The organism is Vreelandella profundi (assembly GCF_019722725.1).
Classification (GTDB): Bacteria; Pseudomonadota; Gammaproteobacteria; order Pseudomonadales; family Halomonadaceae; genus Vreelandella; species Vreelandella profundi.
On sequence record NZ_CP077941.1, the window covers coordinates 1,408,981 to 1,426,304 of the forward strand.

The 17,324-nt window shown below is 55.6% G+C and carries 18 protein-coding genes; 17 read left to right on the forward strand and 1 reads right to left on the reverse strand.

What is annotated here, in order from left to right:
• Positions 1 to 188 precede the first annotated feature (188 nt).
• The 15 genes from KUO20_RS06485 to KUO20_RS06555 all read left to right on the forward strand — a co-directional run bounded on the left by KUO20_RS06485 (position 189) and on the right by KUO20_RS06555 (position 13,325).
• Positions 189 to 719 carry a YceD family protein gene (locus KUO20_RS06485; protein ID WP_235042056.1) on the forward strand — a complete coding sequence of 177 codons (531 nt, stop codon included), beginning with the start codon at positions 189 to 191 and terminating at the stop codon, positions 717 to 719.
• A 36-nt stretch (positions 720 to 755) separates the two neighbouring features.
• The gene (rpmF, locus tag KUO20_RS06490; protein ID WP_096280598.1) at positions 756 to 926 is read left to right on the forward strand and encodes a 50S ribosomal protein L32; all 171 of its coding nucleotides are present in this window, start codon (positions 756 to 758) and stop codon (positions 924 to 926) included.
• A 43-nt stretch (positions 927 to 969) separates the two neighbouring features.
• Positions 970 to 2,013, forward strand: coding sequence for a phosphate acyltransferase PlsX (plsX, locus tag KUO20_RS06495; RefSeq protein ID WP_235042057.1), 1,044 nt, complete (start codon positions 970 to 972; stop codon positions 2,011 to 2,013).
• Positions 2,014 to 2,132: 119 nt separating this feature from the next.
• Positions 2,133 to 3,092: an ACP S-malonyltransferase gene (gene fabD / locus KUO20_RS06500; RefSeq protein ID WP_235042058.1), complete on the forward strand. Its 960-nt coding sequence runs from the start codon at positions 2,133 to 2,135 to the stop codon at positions 3,090 to 3,092.
• Between the two features lie 57 nt (positions 3,093 to 3,149).
• On the forward strand, positions 3,150 to 3,893 hold the full coding sequence (gene fabG / locus KUO20_RS06505; RefSeq protein ID WP_235042059.1) for a 3-oxoacyl-ACP reductase FabG: 744 nt from the start codon (positions 3,150 to 3,152) through the stop codon (positions 3,891 to 3,893).
• 124 nt (positions 3,894 to 4,017) lie between these two features.
• On the forward strand, positions 4,018 to 4,251 hold the full coding sequence (gene acpP / locus KUO20_RS06510) for an acyl carrier protein (protein WP_008956801.1): 234 nt from the start codon (positions 4,018 to 4,020) through the stop codon (positions 4,249 to 4,251).
• A gap of 191 nt (positions 4,252 to 4,442) precedes the next feature.
• Positions 4,443 to 5,681, forward strand: a complete 1,239-nt coding sequence (gene fabF, locus KUO20_RS06515; RefSeq protein WP_235042060.1) for a beta-ketoacyl-ACP synthase II — start codon at positions 4,443 to 4,445, stop codon at positions 5,679 to 5,681.
• Positions 5,682 to 5,687: 6 nt separating this feature from the next.
• Positions 5,688 to 6,527, forward strand: a complete 840-nt coding sequence (gene pabC, locus KUO20_RS06520) for an aminodeoxychorismate lyase (RefSeq protein ID WP_235042061.1) — start codon at positions 5,688 to 5,690, stop codon at positions 6,525 to 6,527.
• 30 nt (positions 6,528 to 6,557) lie between these two features.
• On the forward strand, positions 6,558 to 7,565 hold the full coding sequence (gene mltG / locus KUO20_RS06525) for an endolytic transglycosylase MltG (protein ID WP_235042062.1): 1,008 nt from the start codon (positions 6,558 to 6,560) through the stop codon (positions 7,563 to 7,565).
• Positions 7,566 to 7,627: 62 nt separating this feature from the next.
• Positions 7,628 to 8,281 (forward strand): dTMP kinase, encoded by a 654-nt coding sequence (tmk, locus tag KUO20_RS06530; protein ID WP_235042063.1) that lies wholly within the window; start codon positions 7,628 to 7,630, stop codon positions 8,279 to 8,281.
• On the forward strand, positions 8,272 to 9,258 hold the full coding sequence (locus tag KUO20_RS06535) for a DNA polymerase III subunit delta' (RefSeq protein WP_235042064.1): 987 nt from the start codon (positions 8,272 to 8,274) through the stop codon (positions 9,256 to 9,258). The genes tmk and KUO20_RS06535 overlap by 10 nt, the downstream gene beginning before the upstream one ends.
• 41 nt (positions 9,259 to 9,299) lie before the next feature.
• Positions 9,300 to 9,635 carry a PilZ domain-containing protein gene (locus tag KUO20_RS06540; RefSeq protein WP_235042065.1) on the forward strand — a complete coding sequence of 112 codons (336 nt, stop codon included), beginning with the start codon at positions 9,300 to 9,302 and terminating at the stop codon, positions 9,633 to 9,635.
• Positions 9,636 to 9,676: 41 nt separating this feature from the next.
• Positions 9,677 to 10,507 (forward strand): TatD family hydrolase, encoded by an 831-nt coding sequence (locus KUO20_RS06545; protein ID WP_235042066.1) that lies wholly within the window; start codon positions 9,677 to 9,679, stop codon positions 10,505 to 10,507.
• Positions 10,508 to 10,545: 38 nt separating this feature from the next.
• Positions 10,546 to 11,118: a DUF1285 domain-containing protein gene (locus KUO20_RS06550; RefSeq protein ID WP_235042067.1), complete on the forward strand. Its 573-nt coding sequence runs from the start codon at positions 10,546 to 10,548 to the stop codon at positions 11,116 to 11,118.
• Positions 11,115 to 13,325 carry an ATP-dependent helicase gene (locus KUO20_RS06555; protein WP_235042068.1) on the forward strand — a complete coding sequence of 737 codons (2,211 nt, stop codon included), beginning with the start codon at positions 11,115 to 11,117 and terminating at the stop codon, positions 13,323 to 13,325. Before KUO20_RS06550 ends, KUO20_RS06555 begins: the two co-directional genes overlap by 4 nt.
• An 84-nt stretch (positions 13,326 to 13,409) precedes the next feature.
• On the opposite strand, the gene KUO20_RS06560 is transcribed toward KUO20_RS06555, so the two are convergent.
• Positions 13,410 to 15,074, reverse strand: coding sequence for an electron transfer flavoprotein-ubiquinone oxidoreductase (locus KUO20_RS06560; protein WP_235042069.1), 1,665 nt, complete (start codon positions 15,072 to 15,074; stop codon positions 13,410 to 13,412).
• A 477-nt stretch (positions 15,075 to 15,551) separates the two neighbouring features.
• On the opposite strand from KUO20_RS06560, the gene KUO20_RS06565 reads away from it, so the two are divergent.
• Positions 15,552 to 16,301, forward strand: a complete 750-nt coding sequence (locus tag KUO20_RS06565; protein ID WP_235042070.1) for an electron transfer flavoprotein subunit beta/FixA family protein — start codon at positions 15,552 to 15,554, stop codon at positions 16,299 to 16,301.
• 40 nt (positions 16,302 to 16,341) lie between these two features.
• Complete coding sequence (locus tag KUO20_RS06570) at positions 16,342 to 17,268, forward strand: electron transfer flavoprotein subunit alpha/FixB family protein (protein WP_235042071.1); 927 nt, start codon at positions 16,342 to 16,344, stop codon at positions 17,266 to 17,268.
• Positions 17,269 to 17,324 lie beyond the last annotated feature (56 nt).

Consider the following 17,324-nt stretch of genomic DNA (forward strand, 5'->3'; position numbering starts at 1 on the left):
TAATTAAGTAGTAGAGCGCCTAAGCGATAGAGTGTAGCGAAAGCAGCTAAAGGTGCCTATACGCTGCTGGATTGAGTCCCAGATGGACTGCTTATTGAGCCTTATTTGAATTATTTGTTGAGGAAGCGATGAAGAATTGTGTAGACGGCTTTGACACCAGCAGGGGGAGTGCCTATCATTGCGCGCCTATGTTGACCTCACAACTCCCCAGCCGGGTTGAGCCTTATAAGCTTGCAGCCCGCCACGAACGAATAGAAGGCTTGGTAGCGCTTGATAAGCTGCCACGTCTTGCCGATGAAGCGGGTATCCAAACTGGCGACTGTCATGTCGTGCTTGAGTTTGGCGTCGATGCTCAAGGCCGTCGTGAAATTCGTGGCCACTTGCAAGCGACGTTGGCGCTTGCCTGCCGACGCTGCCTGGTGCCGCTGCCTCAACAGGTGGACAGTGACTTTCTGCTTGGAATGATCACTGATGAAGCCTTAGCGGCCGAGCTGCCTGCGAGTCATGAACCGGTGCTGGTGGAAAAGGAACAGCTGGATCTTCTGACCGTGGTTGAGGATGAATTGATCCTTAGCCTGCCTCAGGTGGTCTATCATGATGAAGCCGAATGTCATGTCTCGGCGGAGCAGCTGGTCAGCAAAACAGAAGGCGCGGCGACAGAAGTAACGCCAGCGACGAACCCTTTCGCGGTGCTGAATGTCTTGAAAGGCAAAAAATAAGCACCCTTTACCTTAAATACCTTGGAGTAAACACCCATGGCAGTTCAGCAGAATCGTAAAACTCGTTCCAAGCGCGGCATGCGTCGTAGCCACGATGCACTTACCGGCCCGACTCTGTCTCAGGACAAAGAAACCGGTACGACTCACCTGCGTCACCACGTTGCCTCAGATGGCTTCTACCGTGGTCGTAAGGTTGTTGAGGTATAGGTCTCAACGGCACTGTTAAGCGGCTAAACGGATTCGGTGCGGTATGCGTCTAGCGATTGATGTAATGGGGGGTGACCAAGGCCCTCTTGCAGTTATCGCTGGCTCTGCCAGGGCTGTGGTGGAAAACCCAAGCCTAGAGCTGATTTTGTTTGGCCCGCGTCAGCAGATTCTTGCTGAGCTTTCGCGCTTGCCGCAGCCTTTGGCTGCGGCAGCGTCGCGTTTGGTGGCCTGTGATGCTCCCGATAGCATTTTGTCATCTTCGACCGCTGCCTGGGCGTTACGCAAAGGTCGTTCGAGTAGCATGGCGCATATGCTGCGCAGCGTTGCTAAGGGCGAAGCGGTGGCGGGCGTCAGTGCGGGCAATACGGCCGCGCTGGTGGCGCTTGCAAGGCGAGAGCTGGGAATGATCAAGGGTATTTCTCGCCCAGCGATCAGTACGGCCATTCCGGCCCGCGCTGGGCGTCGCTGCTATTTGCTTGATTTAGGTGCTAACGTTGATTCGCCCGCTAGTCGACTGGTCGATTTTGCACGCATGGGTGCGGCGATGGCGCAATGTGTCGATGGTACGCCGATGCCTCGAGTAGCGCTGCTCAACGTTGGTTCAGAAGCTACCAAAGGAAGCGCAAGCGTGCGGGAGGCCGATCGTCTGCTGCGCGAGTATGCTAACGATGATGCCTTTACCTACGAAGGCTATGCCGAAGGTGGCGATCTGTTTAAGGGCCAGTTTGACGTGGTGGTGTGCGATGGCTTTGTGGGTAATGCCGTTCTTAAGGCAAGCGAAGGTTTGACAAGTATGCTGGTCGAGCGCGTACAGATGGCCTTTGAGTCGCGTCTGAGCGGTCGTTTGGCAAGCCTGCTGGCCAAGCCTGTGTTAAAGCGGTTGAAGCGTGAGCTTGATCCCGTGCGTTATAATGGGGCTAGTTTGTTAGGGTTGCGTGGGATTGTGGTAAAAAGTCACGGCAGTACGCATGCCGATGGTTTCTACTACGCTATTCAGCGGGCGCTAAAGGAAGTAGAGCACAATTTACCTGCGAGGATCGCAGGCCGCTGGCAGGCGTCATCTTTTGAAAGCGATGGCGCTCGCTAGCCATGAGTAGATAATAAGTAGTAAGAATTTTTTGCGGGTTATAGGCGGCATCAGGATGTGCCAATAGACCCGCCGATCGCTCATATGAGCAAATGCCTACAAGAGCAAAGGTGAACGACATGTCTCAACCCCTTGCCCTCATTTTTCCCGGGCAAGGCTCTCAGCAGCTGGGAATGCTGCGAGAGCTGGCCGAGCGCTATAGTGTAGTGGGAACGACATTTGAGGAAGCATCAGATGCTTTGGGCTATGACTTGTGGAAAGTCGTCCAAGAAGGTCCTGAAGCATCGCTTAATGCAACTGCATGCACCCAGCCTGCACTGCTCTCTGCAAGCGTCGCTATTTGGCGCGTCTGGCAGGAGTTAGAAGGGCCGCGCCCGAGTGTGATGGCTGGCCATAGCTTGGGCGAATACAGCGCGATGGTGTGTGCTGGCGTCATGAGCTTTGCCGAAGGCGTCAATTTAGTACGTCTGCGCGGTGATGCTATGCAGGAGGCAGTGCCCGCAGGGGAAGGCGGCATGGCGGCTATCCTTGGCCTGGCAGATGATGCTGTCGAGACCGCTTGTGAGAAAGCGGCTCAGGGTGAAGTTGTTTCTGCTGTCAATTATAACTCTCCGGGGCAAGTGGTTATTGCCGGCGCTAAAGCGGCCGTTGAGCGGGCAATGGTGGCCTGCCAAGAGGCGGGCGCTAAGCGCGCTATGGCGCTGCCGGTTTCGGTGCCTTCACACTGTGCACTGATGCGGCCTGCTGCTGAGCGGCTGGATGCGGCGATGCAGGCTATTGAACTGCGCGCGCCACGCTATAAAGTGATCCAGAATGTTGACGCCCAGGCCCATGCCGATATTGCTACACTGCGTACGCGCCTTATTGAGCAGCTGTATCAGCCGGTGCGCTGGAGTGCTTGCGTTGAAGTGATGGCGGGTCAGGGCGTTGAGATATTTATTGAGTGCGGGCCAGGAAAGGTGTTGACTGGTCTTAATAAGCGTATCGTGAAGGGTAGTAAGGGGCTGGCAGTGAATGATCCTGACAGCCTGAACTCGGCGCTAGCGCTGGCGCGTGAGACGTTGATTGGCAAGGCGTGACCGCAGGCTGTTTTGATCGCTATCCTAACGTGTTGACACGGTTGAAGGCAGAACGTTATGACGCAAGAACGTAGAGTGGCACTGGTGACTGGCGCGAGTCGTGGGATTGGGCAAGCAATTGCCCGCGAGCTAGGTCGCCAGGGGCGCATTGTGATTGGCACGGCAACGAGTGAGTCCGGTGCTGAAAAAATTGATGCTGATCTCAAGCAGAATGGTATCGAAGGTGCCGGCCTATGCTTGAATGTGACTGATCAGGCCAGCATTGATGACGTGTTGAAAACCATCACTGCGCGCTTTGGTGCACCGACTATCTTGGTTAACAATGCGGGTATCACGCGCGACAATTTGCTGATGCGCATGAAAGAGGACGAGTGGGACTCCGTCATGGATACCAACTTGAAATCTGTCTACCGTGTGAGCAAAGCTTGCTTGCGTGGCATGACCAAGGCGCGTTTTGGGCGTATCGTGTCGATTAGTTCTGTAGTGGCAACCATGGGCAACCTGGGCCAAACTAACTATGCGGCCGCTAAAGCAGGAATGGAGGGCTTTAGTCGCGCTTTGGCACGTGAGGTTTCCTCGCGCGCCATTACGGTCAACGCAGTGGCGCCTGGGTTTATCGCCACTGATATGACCGGAGCACTACCTGAGGCGCAGCATGAAATGCTGCTTAAGCAAATTCCGTTGGCTCGTTTAGGCGCACCGGAAGAGATCGCCGCAGCGGTGGGTTTTTTGACCAGTGAAGCAGCCGGTTATATCACCGGTGAGACGCTTCACGTTAACGGCGGCATGAATATGCGTTGATGGCCTTGGGCTTGGCGGTTGCGTCTATCCAAGGGCGTCTATAAACTACCCCGCAGCTTTTGGCTTGCGGTTTCCAAATAGCTGGTTATCAAAAACGGCTAATGTGAACGACTGGAGTACGTTAATGAGTACTATTGAAGAGCGCGTGAAAAAAGTTGTAGCAGAGCGCCTGAACGTTAAAGAAGAAGACATCCAAAACAGTTCTTCTTTCACTGAAGACTTGGGTGCTGACTCGCTCGACACCGTTGAGCTGGTAATGGCTTTGGAAGAGGAATTTGATACTGAAATTCCTGATGAAGAAGCTGAAAAGATCACCACGGTTCAAGAAGCCATCGATTACGTGAACGCCCACCAGTAAGGGCTGTATCGATGCATCGAACCTGGGTGGGGTGCTAGCACCCGCCTTAAAAGCCGTCCTTTCGCAGGGCGGCTTTTTTGCATTGCTGCAACAATGCTTATAACGTTCAAAGTCCGTTATACTACTGACCAAATTTAAGCAGCAAATGACCCAAGTGGGTTGCGTCACCATGGATGCCTGGAGGAAAGCAGATGGCACGGAAAAGGGTAGTGGTAACTGGGCTAGGCCTGGTGACTCCGGTGGGTAATAGTGTTGATGAGTCGTGGGCTAACATTGTTGCGGGCAAAAGTGGCATTACACCGATTGAACATTTCGACCCCAGCGGGTTTAACACGCGCTTTAGTGGTTCTATTAAAAACTTTGATATTAGTCCGTACCTGAACCCTAAAGACGCCCGCAAAATGGATCTATTTATCCAATACGGCATGGCAGCGGGGGCTCAGGCGGTTGAAGACTCGGGTATCGAGTGCAGCGAAGAAAATGCCGATCGCATCGGTGTGGCTATTGGCTCAGGCATTGGTGGTTTGCCAATGATTGAGCATAACCACAACGCGCTGAATAAAGGCGGCGCTCGCAAGGTGTCACCGTTCTTTGTGCCAGGCTCTATCATCAATATGATTTCCGGCAACATGGCGATTCAGCATGGTTTTAGAGGCCCCAATATTGCGATTACGACGGCCTGTACGTCAGGCACGCATAATATTGGCTACAGCGCGCGTACGATTGCCTATGGTGATGCGGATGTCATGGTTTGTGGTGGTGCCGAAATGGCCACTACGCCGCTAGGATTGGGTGGCTTTTCGGCGGCGCGCGCGCTTTCCACGCGTAACGATGATCCTGAATCGGCCAGTCGCCCGTGGGATAAGGATCGTGATGGCTTTGTACTGTCTGACGGTGCCGGTGTACTGGTACTTGAAGAGTATGAACATGCCAAAGCCCGTGGCGCGCATATGTATGCTGAGCTGGTTGGATTCGGCATGAGTGACGATGCGTACCACATGACCTCGCCACCCGAAGATGGTCGCGGCGCGGCGCTCTCTATGCGTAATGCGATCAAAGATGCCCAAATAGATGTGTCCAAGCTGCATTATATTAACGCACATGGAACGTCGACGGCCGCCGGAGATTTAGCCGAGAGTCGTGCTATTGAAAGCGTTTTGGGTGATGCCGCTAATAGTGTGGCCGTCAGCTCGACCAAATCAATGATTGGGCATTTGCTGGGTGCGGCTGGCGCGGTAGAAGCGGTATTTTGCATCCTGGCTATCCGTGATCAGGTGGCGCCGCCAACGATTAATTTGGATAACCCGCAGGAAGGCTGCAATCTCGATTACGTGCCGCATACCGCCCGTGACATGCGTATTGATATGACGCTGTCCAACTCGTTTGGCTTTGGTGGTACTAACGGCTCGCTGCTATTTAAGAAAGTCTAGTCAGCGATGATGCCGCCCCCGCTATCAACTGATGAGCCCACGTTTGATGGCCAAGTGCCCTTCGATGATCGTGGGCTCGCGTACGGTGATGGCGTGTTTGAAACCGTGCTGTTGCGCGCGGGCAAGCCCGTTCTGTGGGATTACCACACTGCGCGCCTGAGGCAAGGGTGCCAGCGGCTGGGTATTAGCGTGCCTTGCCAGGCGTCGCTTGAGGCAACATGGCAGGGCGCGCCTACCGCCGCACTGGAAGTGCTTAAAATCATCCTGACTCGGGGCAGCGGTGGCCGTGGCTATGCCCAGCCCGACACCGTCATGCCGCGCTTGCTCAGCCGACGAGCACCATTTCAGCCGTCGCCTGAGCGCTGGTGTTTGGGGGTCACGGTGCGGCTTTGTGACCTTCGCCTAAGCCATCAGCCGCGACTGGCGGGTATAAAGCATCTTAACCGCTTAGAAAACGTGCTGGCTCGTCAAGAGTGGAGTGATGCCGGTATTGCTGAAGGCCTGCTCGTCGATAGCGACGATGTTGTCGTGGAGGCCACCAGCATGAACGTGTTCTGGCAGCAGGCGGGAGAAGTGTTTACACCGATGACTGACCAGTGCGGTGTCGCGGGCACCCTGAGCGCCGCATTAATGGACCGGGGGGCTGTAAAGCAAGCGACGCTGAGGCTTAGCCAATTGCCGGCGGTAGAACACTGCTGGGTAGCGAACTCTGTTCAGGGCATGTGGCCCGTTACCACGCTGTTGGGAGCCGACGGCTCGGTGCTACAGCGCTGGCCTGCACGAAAAACGGATTCTCTGCAGCGTTTGGCGCACCAGTTATTAGGCTATGCGCCAGAATCTTATTAGGTATCGCCCCGCAATTTTCAACGAGGTGTCATGGTGAAACGGTTATTTACCGCTTTGTTAGTAGTAGTGGTCGTTGGGGCTGCAAGCGTTGTGGGCGGCTATTTTTATTGGCAAAGTCGGTTAAATGCACCGCTCGCTCTGGATGCGCCAATGCTCTATCAGGTGCCTTCCGGTGCCGGATTCAATCAGGTGGTTGGGCAATTAGAAGCGCAAGGCGTGGTGGACGATGCCTGGGCATTTCAGCTGTTAGCAAAGGTCGAGCCTGAGCGTGTGCCGCGTTTACGTACCGGCGAGTACCAGCTATTGCCTGAAATGAGCGGGCTGGAAATGATGGCGCTGTTGGGTAGTGACAACGTTGTGACCTACTCGCTGACTATTCCTGAGGGGTGGTCGTTTCGACAAATGCGCGAGCTGCTGAATGCGGCGCCGAAACTTGCACACCGTACGGCAGATATGAGCGATGCCGAGGTCATGACGCTGCTTGATCGTGAAGACGTATTCCCGGAAGGCTGGTTTTTCCCGGATACCTATCGCTATCATCTGGGTATGAGCGATGTGGATGTTTTGCGCCAATCATTGGCGCGCATGGAGCGTATTCTTGACGACGTTTGGGAAGAGCGTGGCGATGACTTAACCATTGAGTCCTCTTACGAAGCGCTTATCATGGCCTCGTTAATTGAGCGTGAGACCGGTGCGCCACAGGAACGCAATGAGATTGCCGGTGTGTTTAAGCGACGCATGGAGCAAGGCATGCGCTTGCAAACAGATCCAACGGTTATTTACGGTATGGGCGAGCGCTATGACGGGCGAATCACCCGCGCCGATCTGCGTGAAGCAACGCCTTACAATACCTATATGATTGACGGCATGCCGCCCACGCCTATTGCCATGCCGGGGCGCGCGTCGTTAGAGGCCGCGGTGAATCCATTGCCGGGTGAAACGCTTTACTTCGTTTCCCGTGGAGATGGCACTCACCAGTTCTCGCGTACGCTGCGTGAGCATAATAATGCCGTCAATCGCTATATTCGTAATCGATAATCGCCGGGATCTTTCGCTAACGATCGGTCACTAACGATTTATCACCACAGTAAGGAAGCACGATGACCAAGCGTGGACGCTTCATTACGCTGGAAGGCGGTGAGGGCGTGGGAAAATCCACTAATGTAGGCTTCGTCGCCGAGTGTTTGGAAGCCCAGGGCCTGGAGGTGGTGCGTACCCGCGAGCCGGGTGGCACCGAGCGGGCCGAAGCCATTCGCGCACTGCTGCTGGACCCCGCCCCCCAAGAGCCGCTGCATGTCGACGCTGAGCTGCTGTTGATGTTTGCTGCGCGGGCACAGCATCTGGCGGAAAAAATCCTTCCTGCGCTGGCGCGAGGCGCCTGGGTGGTGTGCGACCGTTTTACCGATGCTACCTTCGCTTACCAGGGCGGTGGTCGTGGCATCCCCGTAGCGCGCATCGCCGTATTGGAAGCGTTTGTTCAGCAGGGGCTGGCGCCCGATTTAACGCTGCTGCTCGATATGCCTGAGGCAGCTGCGAAGCAGCGCCTAGAGTCACGTTTGCGTGACCGCTCAGAGAAGCGGGATCGTTTTGAACAAGAACACGCCAATTTTTTTCAGGCCGTGCGGGGCGCCTACTTAGCGCGTGCCGAGCAGGCGCCCGAGCGTTTTGCCGTGATTAATGCCCAGCACGCGCTAGAAGGCGTTCAGGCACAAATTCGTCAGGCGCTGATGGCGCGGGTTGCTGAATGGTATTAACCGGCGTTATGCCGTGGCATCAAGCCACCTGGCAGCAGTTAATCCGCTTGGCTGACGGGGGGCGAATGCCCCATGCGCTTCTCATTAACGGTGCCCATGGCGTTGGCAAGCAGCAGCTTGCCGAAGCGTTGATCGCCCGAACGCTATGTGCAGGCCCTGCAGATCTTGCCTGTGGGCACTGCCATAGCTGTTCCATGCTGGCATCCGGGTATCATCCGGACCTGCTGCGCGTCTCGCCGGAAGAGGGCAAACGCCAGATTAGGATTGATCCCATTCGCGAGGTTAACCGCTTTGTCTCGCAAACAGCTCAGCAGGGTGGCTACCGGGTCATCGTTATTTCTCCCGCGGAGGCAATGAACATTGCTGCCGCCAATGCGCTGCTTAAAAGCCTTGAAGAACCCGGTGAGAAGACGCTGTTTATCCTGCTGTCAGACGTGCCTTCGCGCATGCTGCCTACCATCCGCTCTCGTTGCCAGCAGTGGTCGCTACCTACCGTTGCCTTTGAGGCCTGCCGTGGCTGGCTAATTGAACAGCTTAACAGCGCTGATGAAGCCTATTTTTGGTGGCAGGTAGCGGGCGGTCTGCCGCTGCTTGCCGTTGAGTTGGCCGCGCCGGAAGAGCGCGCCCTGCGTCATAAAATCCACGACAGTTTTGAACAGCTAGTGCGCGGCGCCGAGCCGGTTTCAGAAGCCGCGCGTTTGGATCGCCAGGCGATTGATGCCATCTTGTGGTACGGTATTGCCTGGCTTGAGGACTTGATTCGCCTGGGTTTATCCGGCGATGCGGCGGTGCTGCATAACCCTGATCTTGAGCCTCTTTATCGGCAAGCGGTTAAAAATGGTCGCGTGCAAGACTGGTTTCGCTTGTTGGATTATGCACGCGAGCAGCGGCGGCTATTGTCGGTGGGGGCCAACCCCAATCCCCAGCTGGTGCTAGAAGCGTGGCTGGTACGCTGGGCGGCGCTGCTACGCTCATAGCCGCGTTAATGTTCTTATCTCGCCACTGCAACGAGGTCGCTATGACAGCTCAGAAAGCGCTATCACTCAACGTCCCCGATGTGCCAACGCTGCTCTCTGCCTACATGCCTTTTCTGAATCGCGGCGGCATCTTTATTCCCACGCTAACGCCTTATGCGATGGGCCAGCAGGTTTTTTTATTACTCACGTTGCCGGGCGAAAGCCAGCGTCGCTCAGTGACGGGGCAGGTTGCATGGGTGTCGCCCGAAGGCGTTAGCGGGCAACGTATTGCTGGTATTGGCGTGCACTTTAGCCCGCAAGACTCATCCGTGCGTGAGCGGATTGAAACGCTGCTTGCCGGCCAGTTAGATAGCGCTGGGCCATCGTTCACGCTCTGAATACACTGTTAAGCTTCTTTTCATTCGCTGTAGAGATCCGCATGTTTGTCGATTCCCACTGTCATCTAGACCGTTTATCCGACCAGACCCATGGAGGCGATCTCGCCGCCACCTTGGCGGCTGCGCGCGCTGCCCACGTTAGTCAATTCCTGGCCGTTGCGGTCAACTTAGATGATATGCCAGCGCTAGCGGCAATAGCGCGTGATCATCAGGATGTGGCGATTTCCGCTGGCCTGCATCCGCTGCATACGTCTGAAAGAGAGCCCAGCGTTGAGGATATTAAAGACGCCGCTGAGCAGTACGGCGCGGTAGCCATCGGCGAAACGGGCCTGGATTATCACTATCGCGATAGCGTTCCGGTTGAAATCCAGCATGAGCGCTTCAAGCGTCATTTGATTGCCGCACGGGAGCTCGCCCTGCCGGTGATTATTCACACGCGAGAAGCTAAAGAGGAAACCCTGGCCCTGCTGCGCGAATATAGCGATCCTCAAGTGGGCGGTGTATTACACTGCTTTACTGAGGACTTGGCGATGGCGCGTGAAGCGGTGCGGTTGGGCTTTTATATATCTCTCTCGGGTATTATTACTTTTGCCAGTGCAGCGGCGCTGCGAGAGCTGGCCCGCCAGCTGCCGTTGGATCGCTTGCTGATTGAGACCGATAGCCCCTATTTGGCACCAGTGCCGCATCGTGGCAAGCCCAATCAGCCAGCCTGGGTAGTGGCCGTCGCCGAGTGCATTGCTCAAGAGCGGGGCATCAGCGTTGATGAAGTCGCGATGCAAACCACCGCGAATTTTTATCAGCTGTTTCGTGCGGCCGCGCCTGATACCCCTGAGCATGTTAAGGAGGCGCTGGCGCAGTCGGGACTTGTGTAGCCTGGTAGAGCCATCGGCATGATTAAACGAGGTGGGTAATGAATATTGATCGACTGATACAGCAGCGCGATACGGCAGAAGAGAATGCCAGCGCTATCCCTCCTTTAGATAAGTGGCATCCGGCGCTTTCCGGTGACATGAATCTAAGTATTCATGCTGATGGTACCTGGTGGCACGAGGGACAGCCGTTTGCCCGCACCAAGGTGGCTCGTTTGCTGGCAACGCTATTGCGTCATGATGCCGACGGATACTGCCTAGTAACGCCGGTTGAGCGCTGGCGGGTTCAGGTTGAAGATCTTCCGCTGGTCGCCGTTGAAGCCGATTTTCATGATGATGCCTGGTGGTTCACTACCCAGTTTGATGATGTTGTTCGCTTAGATACCGAACACCCGCTGAGCGTTACTTTAAATTCACAGGGTGAGCAAGTGCCGCAGCTGCCGGTACGCTTTGGGCTAGCCGCACGGCTGCACCGCAATGTTTACTATCAGCTGGTTGAGGCCGCAGAGACCCGCGACGTCGGCAATGGCGTGACGGAGATAGGCTTAATTAGCGCGGGGCACTGGTTTGCTCTGGGCCAGCTGGACGATGATTCAACAGGCGAGGCGCCGTGAAGTTAACCGCTGAACAGCAAGCCGTCGTTAATCATAGTGCTGGGCACGCGCGGGTAGCGGCCGTCGCGGGGGCAGGCAAGACCACGACTATGGCTGCCCGAGTACTGTATTTATTGGCAAGCGGTGTGCCGTCCAAGCGTATTTTGGTGCTGATGTTTAACCGCTCTGCGAAGGATGATTTTCAGCGCCGCTTAGCGTCAATGGCGCCCGCCGGGCAAGTGCTGCCCGACGTGCGGACCTTTCATTCGCTGGGGCATCGCTTAACGCAAAGCCTATGCCGCTGGGGTGCGCTTGCCTCACGTCATCTGTTATCCGCCGATTGGCAGTTAGAAAGGCTGCTCCGTCAAGCGAGCCTTAATGTGCTACGTGATGCCGTCGAGCGCCGCGATGCTGCTCTGGAAGGTGATCGGCTTGAAACCCTGGCGCACTTCTGTGGCTTAGTGAAGGCGGAAATGATCACGCCCGAGGCGCTTTACGAGCGGCTTAATTTCGACACCGATACCGACTATTTTCCGGCTGCGTTTGCCGAAGCAGAGCGGCTATTAGAATCTGAAGGTGTCATGACGTATGCTGACTTACTTTATCGGCCGCTGCAGGCTTTAGAGTCTGATAGCGCGCTGCGGGATCGCGTTGAAGGGTTTCTCGATCACGTCATTATTGATGAATATCAGGATATTAACGCCGCGCAGCAGCGACTCTTATCCGTGCTCGTTGGCAAGCACGCCAGCGTAATGGCGGTCGGCGATGCCAATCAGTGTATTTATGAGTGGCGCGGTGCCAAGCCCGATACCATGCTAGAAAATTTTACCGCCACTTTTGGCAATGCTACCGACTATCCGCTCTCTACTACCTTTCGCCACGGCCATGCCCTGGCGTTAGCCGCTAATCATGCCATCGCCGCTAATCAGCGTCGCCCCAACCAGCTGTGCCTCGCAGCGCCTAATAATCCAGAGACCCGCCTACTAGTCGGGCAAGGTAGCCGCTTGCTACTTGATGCGTTGATGGACTGGCAGGCCCAGGGGCGGGCGCTTAACGAAACCAGTTTGCTGGTGCGCAGCTGGGCGCTGTCGGTGCCGTTTCAACTAGCGTTGTTACAGGCCGGGATTCCGTTTCGCCTTCAGCGTGAAGATCGTTTCGTCTTTCGTCTGCCGTTGGTGCAGGCGCTGGCGGGCTATTTAAAGCTGTCGCGTCGATCTGTTCTTCTGCGTGACCCACAGCAGCTTTTGTTACTACTTTCCCAGCCGACTCCTTTTGTTGCCCGTGAGCGGCTGCAGCGCCTAGCTGAGCAGCTGGCCGCTACTCAGCAGTGGCCAGAGCGGCATGATCCGGTGCTGACAGAGCTAAAGCCAATCCAGCGCCGCACGTTAAAAAAGCGCTGGGTGCTGCTGTGCGAGCTGCCTCAACTGAGTGCCTGGCCGCCAGCAAAGCTGTTAAGGCATGTCGTTGATAGCATTGACGCGGAAAAAACGCTCAAACGTGCCGCCGCGCGTCGCGATAAGGGCGAAGAGGATGTTCGGCTTCTCGACGTGTTGATCGAGCAAGCGCAGAGCGTCCAAGATCCCGATGCCTTTATCGAACTACTAGAGCGCCCGGTCGAGAATCAGGCGGGTGGTGTGCTTATTAGTACCGTACACGGCGCCAAAGGGCTGGAATGGCCGCTGGTTGCCGTGGCTGGTGTCAATGAGGAAGATTTTCCCCACTACAGTCGCGATAATCCGCTCAGCGATGAGCGTTTGGAAGAGGAGCGAAGGCTTTTCTACGTGGCGATTACACGGGCTCAAGAGCAACTGCTGGTGCTTCATGATGGTGGTGCTCATCGTCCAAGTCGTTTTATTGCTGAAAGCGCTTGGCAGGACAGTATGCGCGTGGCGTCTTGCTTGGCGAGTGGCAGTGCGCCAGCGACTTCGTTGCAGGTGACTTCGGTTGGGCTGGTTGAGCGCTATTTAATGCGCTTAGGCCGTGACGATATTGTGCTTGCCGCGGCGCAGCTTGAAGAGGCTAAAGCAGCGTATGCTGCAGGCACGCATTTTTATCCCGGTCAGCGGCTTTTGCATGCAGTGTTTGGAGAAGGGGAGGTTGCGGCAGTAGAGGGAAATGCCAGTGATCCGGTCATTGATGTGCGCTTTGATCAGGCCGGCCGGCGCCGCCTTATCGCGCGTCGTGCGCCCATTGAGCTGCTGGAAACACCGCAAAAAGCCGTGCTTTGATAGGGTGGCGGTGAAGCACGTGTGCCCAACGCGTTACGGCCATTCGCTAGCCGTAACGCGACTGATGGCATCGCAGAGTATGGATTACATATTAGGGTAGTTAGGACCGCCGCCGCCCTCTGGCGCTACCCAGGTGATATTTTGCGCCGGGTCTTTAATATCGCAGGTTTTGCAGTGCACGCAGTTCTGAAAATTAATCTGAAAGCGTGGCTGTCCGGCGCTATCCTCAACCACTTCGTAGACACCGGCCGGGCAGTAGCGCTGTGCCGGCTCGGCGTACTTGGGCAAGTTATCGCGAATCGGTAGCTCTGGGTCATCCAGGTGCAAATGACACGGCTGGTCTTCTTCATGGTTGGTGTTCGACAGAAATACTGAAGTGGGCTTGTCAAAAGAAAGCTTACCGTCCGGCTTGGGATAGTTAATCTTCTCAAACTCGGCCGCAGGCTTTAAAGCCCCATAGTCAGTGGTGATGTCGTGCACGTTGGGCAGTTTGTTGCCCAACAGCTGGTGCGCAAAATTATACGCGCCGCCGCCAACGGTGCCGTATTTGTGGATCGCAGGGCCGAAGCTGGCGCTTTCCTTCAGCTCTTGATAGGCCCAGCTAGCTTCCCATTTGTGAGTAAAGCTAGTTAATTCCTGCGCGCCTTCATCACCACCCTGGATTGCTTCAAATACGCTCTCTGCCGCCACCAGGCCGGATTTCATGGCGGTGTGCAGACCCTTAATTTTAGAAAAATTGAGAGTGCCCGCATCACAGCCGATGAGAAGGCCGCCAGGGAAGGTCATTTTAGGTAGGCTGTTTAATCCCCCTTTGGTGATAGCCCTGGCGCCGTAAGCAACCCGCTTGCCGCCTTCTAAATACTGGCTAAGCACCGGATGGTGTTTCATGCGCTGAAATTCATCAAACGGTGAAAGCCATGGATTCTGATAGCCTAAATCCATGATCAAACCCACCACGACCTGCTGATTTTCTGAGTGATAGAGAAACCAGCCGCCGTGGGTGTTTTTGTCTAGCGGCCAGCCTGAGCCGTGTACCACTAAGCCGGGTTCATGCTTGTCAGCAGGCACGTCCCACAGCTCTTTTAAGCCAATGCCATAATGCTGAGGGTCGCGTCCTTCATCTAACGAGAAGTCTTTAATTAAACGTTTGCCTAAATGACCGCGCGCGCCTTCTGCAAACAGCGTGTATTTGGCGCGCAGTTCCATACCGGGCATATGGCCATCTTTGGGCGTGCCGTCGGCGCTGACGCCCATATCACCAATGAGGATGCCGCGCACGGCGCCATCTTCAATAATGACCTCTTGGGCCGCGAAGCCGGGGAATATTTCAACGCCCAGCGCTTCTGCCTGCTCGCCCAGCCAACGGCATAGGTTGCCTGCACTAATAACGTAGCGTGACTGCTCGCTGCCGGTGTTATGCATGCTCTTAGGGACGAGCGCATTAGGCACTTTTTGCGCTTTTGCGGCGTCTTTCAGTAAGAAAACATCGTCGCGAATCGCCGGGGTCGTCAGCGGTGCGCCGCGTTCTTTCCAGTCTGGGAACAGCTCCGTTAGCGCGCGGGGTTCAAACACCGCGCCTGATAGGATATGTGCGCCGACCTCGGAACCCTTTTCTACCACGCAGACCGTGAACTCTTGCTCTGCATCGTTGGCCTGTTGCATCAGGCGGCAAGCGGCGGCAAGCCCGGAAGGGCCGGCGCCGACAATGACGACATCAAAGTCCATTACATCGCGTTCAACAGTTTCCACCCGGTTTCTCCTTATTCTCTTTAAGTGCCGCTAATCATTAAAGCTAGCTGACAAGAGAGCTAGCGCATAAAAAGCTGGCCTTAATTTAAAACGGTCGTTTGCTTCTGGTTGTTGCTCATCATAGGCATAATACCTGTGTCACGTCACGCCTACGATGGTCAAAGCAGCATTTCTCAATGCTTTACCGCGTTGTTTTTCAGCCTCATCACCCAGGTATGAACCAGTGGCGATTGGTGCTAGCCGGTAGGCTGTGGCAAATTGGTAGCGTTTTTCAACGCTGTGGCTATCAAGCACGTACATAAGTTTTAGAGCGTGGCTCGGCTATTAGTGCCCAGCGGCGCCTAGGTTAAAATGTTTCAAGGCGGTATTTGCTAACAAGGCGGGATTTGATAGCACGTTAGGATTTGATAAGAGGTGCCTGCTGGGCGGGTGCCGTTTCTGGTTAACGGCTTTTATGACAAGACAAGCGAGGAACCTATGAAAGTACTCGTCGCGGTTAAACGCGTCATCGACTACAACGTCAAAATTCGCGTTAAAGCGGACCACTCGGACGTTGATCTGACGAACGTTAAAATGGCCATGAACCCCTTCTGCGAAATTGCCGTGGAAGAAGCGGTGCGCCTGAAAGAGAAGGGCGTGGCCACGGAAGTCATCGCCGTCTCTGTTGGCCCTAAAGCTGCCCAAGAGCAGCTGCGTACCGCGCTGGCGCTGGGCGCCGATCGCGCTATTCATATTGAAACTAACGAGCGCGTGGAATCCCTGGCGGTGGCCAAGCTGCTGGCCAAGGTCGTCGATGAAGAACAGCCCGGCCTGGTGATTCTCGGCAAGCAGGCGATTGACACCGACAATAACCAAACTGGCCAAATGCTCGCCGCGCTGACCGGCTTTCCCCAAGGCACCTTCGCCTCTGAAGTGGCGGTCGACGGCGACAGCGTTAACGTCACCCGCGAAATCGACGGCGGTCTGCAAACTATCGCCCTGACGTTACCTGCCATCGTCACCACCGACCTGCGTCTCAACGAGCCCCGCTACGCCAAGCTGCCCGATATCATGAAGGCCAAGAAAAAGCCGCTGGATGTTAAAACCCCCGCCGACTACGGCGTTGAGGTGGCCTCCAAGGTCAGCCTGCTCAAAGTAGAGTCGCCCGCTGAGCGCAAAGGCGGCGTCAAAGTTGCCTCGGTAGACGAGCTGGTCGACAAACTAAAAAACGAAGCCAAAGTGCTTTAACAAAGTACATTAACAACAGGCTTTGAAAGGAGCTAATTCCATGAGCATTCTGGTACTTGCTGATCTTCACGAAGGCCAACTGGCCGGGGCCACCGCTCACGTTGTAGCGGCTGCTAAAGCCATTGGTGGTGATATTGATGTTCTGGTTGCCGGCGAAGGCGTTCAAGCCGCCGCTGACTCTGCCGCTAAGCTGGATGGCGTGAGCAAAGTGCGCGTAGCCGACAATGCCGTTTACGCCCATCAGCTAGCCGAGCCCATGAGCGCGCTGCTGGTTGAACTGGCCGGTGATTACACTCATGTCCTCGCCAGCGCCTCCACCACCGGTAAAAACGTGCTGCCACGCCTAGCCGCGTTAAAAGACGTCAGCCAGCTTTCTGACATTATCGCCGTCGAAAGCGCTGATACCTTCAAGCGCCCGATTTATGCCGGTAACGCCATTGCCACGGTAAAAAGCGACGATGCGCTTAAAGTGATGACCGTGCGTACCACCGGCTTTGATGCGGTGGGCGAAGGTAACAACGCCCCGGTAGAAGCGGTCGACATTGTTGTGGAAAACAGCCAGTCCCGCTTTGTCAAAGAAGAGCTGGCGGCGTCCGACCGCCCCGAGCTAGGCGGCGCCAAGGTCGTGATCTCTGGCGGCCGTGGTATGGGCAACGGCGAGAACTTCAAGCTGCTCGACGGCATTGCCGACAAGCTAGGTGCTGCCATTGGTGCGTCTCGCGCCGCGGTTGACGCAGGCTTTGTGCCTAACGACATGCAGGTCGGTCAAACGGGCAAGATTGTCGCCCCGGATTTGTACATTGCGGTGGGTATTTCTGGCGCTATTCAGCACTTGGCGGGCATGAAAGACTCTAAGGTGATCGTCGCGATCAACAAAGACGACGAAGCGCCGATCTTCCAAGTGGCCGATTACGGCCTGGTCGGTGATCTGTTTGAGATTCTGCCTGAGCTTGAGAGTAAGCTGTAGGTGCTAAGATAAAGAGTAAGAAAAACCACCTCGGTGGTTGAAAATCTGCGGGCTGA

Coding starts and splice junctions, on each gene's coding strand:
- KUO20_RS06485 (WP_235042056.1), top strand. CDS start 189: ATGTTGACCTCACAACTCCCCAGCCGGGTTGAGCCTTATAAGCTTGCA.
- rpmF (WP_096280598.1), top strand. CDS start 756: ATGGCAGTTCAGCAGAATCGTAAAACTCGTTCCAAGCGCGGCATGCGT.
- plsX (WP_235042057.1), top strand. CDS start 970: ATGCGTCTAGCGATTGATGTAATGGGGGGTGACCAAGGCCCTCTTGCA.
- fabD (WP_235042058.1), top strand. CDS start 2,133: ATGTCTCAACCCCTTGCCCTCATTTTTCCCGGGCAAGGCTCTCAGCAG.
- fabG (WP_235042059.1), top strand. CDS start 3,150: ATGACGCAAGAACGTAGAGTGGCACTGGTGACTGGCGCGAGTCGTGGG.
- acpP (WP_008956801.1), top strand. CDS start 4,018: ATGAGTACTATTGAAGAGCGCGTGAAAAAAGTTGTAGCAGAGCGCCTG.
- fabF (WP_235042060.1), top strand. CDS start 4,443: ATGGCACGGAAAAGGGTAGTGGTAACTGGGCTAGGCCTGGTGACTCCG.
- pabC (WP_235042061.1), top strand. CDS start 5,688: ATGATGCCGCCCCCGCTATCAACTGATGAGCCCACGTTTGATGGCCAA.
- mltG (WP_235042062.1), top strand. CDS start 6,558: ATGGTGAAACGGTTATTTACCGCTTTGTTAGTAGTAGTGGTCGTTGGG.
- tmk (WP_235042063.1), top strand. CDS start 7,628: ATGACCAAGCGTGGACGCTTCATTACGCTGGAAGGCGGTGAGGGCGTG.
- KUO20_RS06535 (WP_235042064.1), top strand. CDS start 8,272: ATGGTATTAACCGGCGTTATGCCGTGGCATCAAGCCACCTGGCAGCAG.
- KUO20_RS06540 (WP_235042065.1), top strand. CDS start 9,300: ATGACAGCTCAGAAAGCGCTATCACTCAACGTCCCCGATGTGCCAACG.
- KUO20_RS06545 (WP_235042066.1), top strand. CDS start 9,677: ATGTTTGTCGATTCCCACTGTCATCTAGACCGTTTATCCGACCAGACC.
- KUO20_RS06550 (WP_235042067.1), top strand. CDS start 10,546: ATGAATATTGATCGACTGATACAGCAGCGCGATACGGCAGAAGAGAAT.
- KUO20_RS06565 (WP_235042070.1), top strand. CDS start 15,552: ATGAAAGTACTCGTCGCGGTTAAACGCGTCATCGACTACAACGTCAAA.
- KUO20_RS06570 (WP_235042071.1), top strand. CDS start 16,342: ATGAGCATTCTGGTACTTGCTGATCTTCACGAAGGCCAACTGGCCGGG.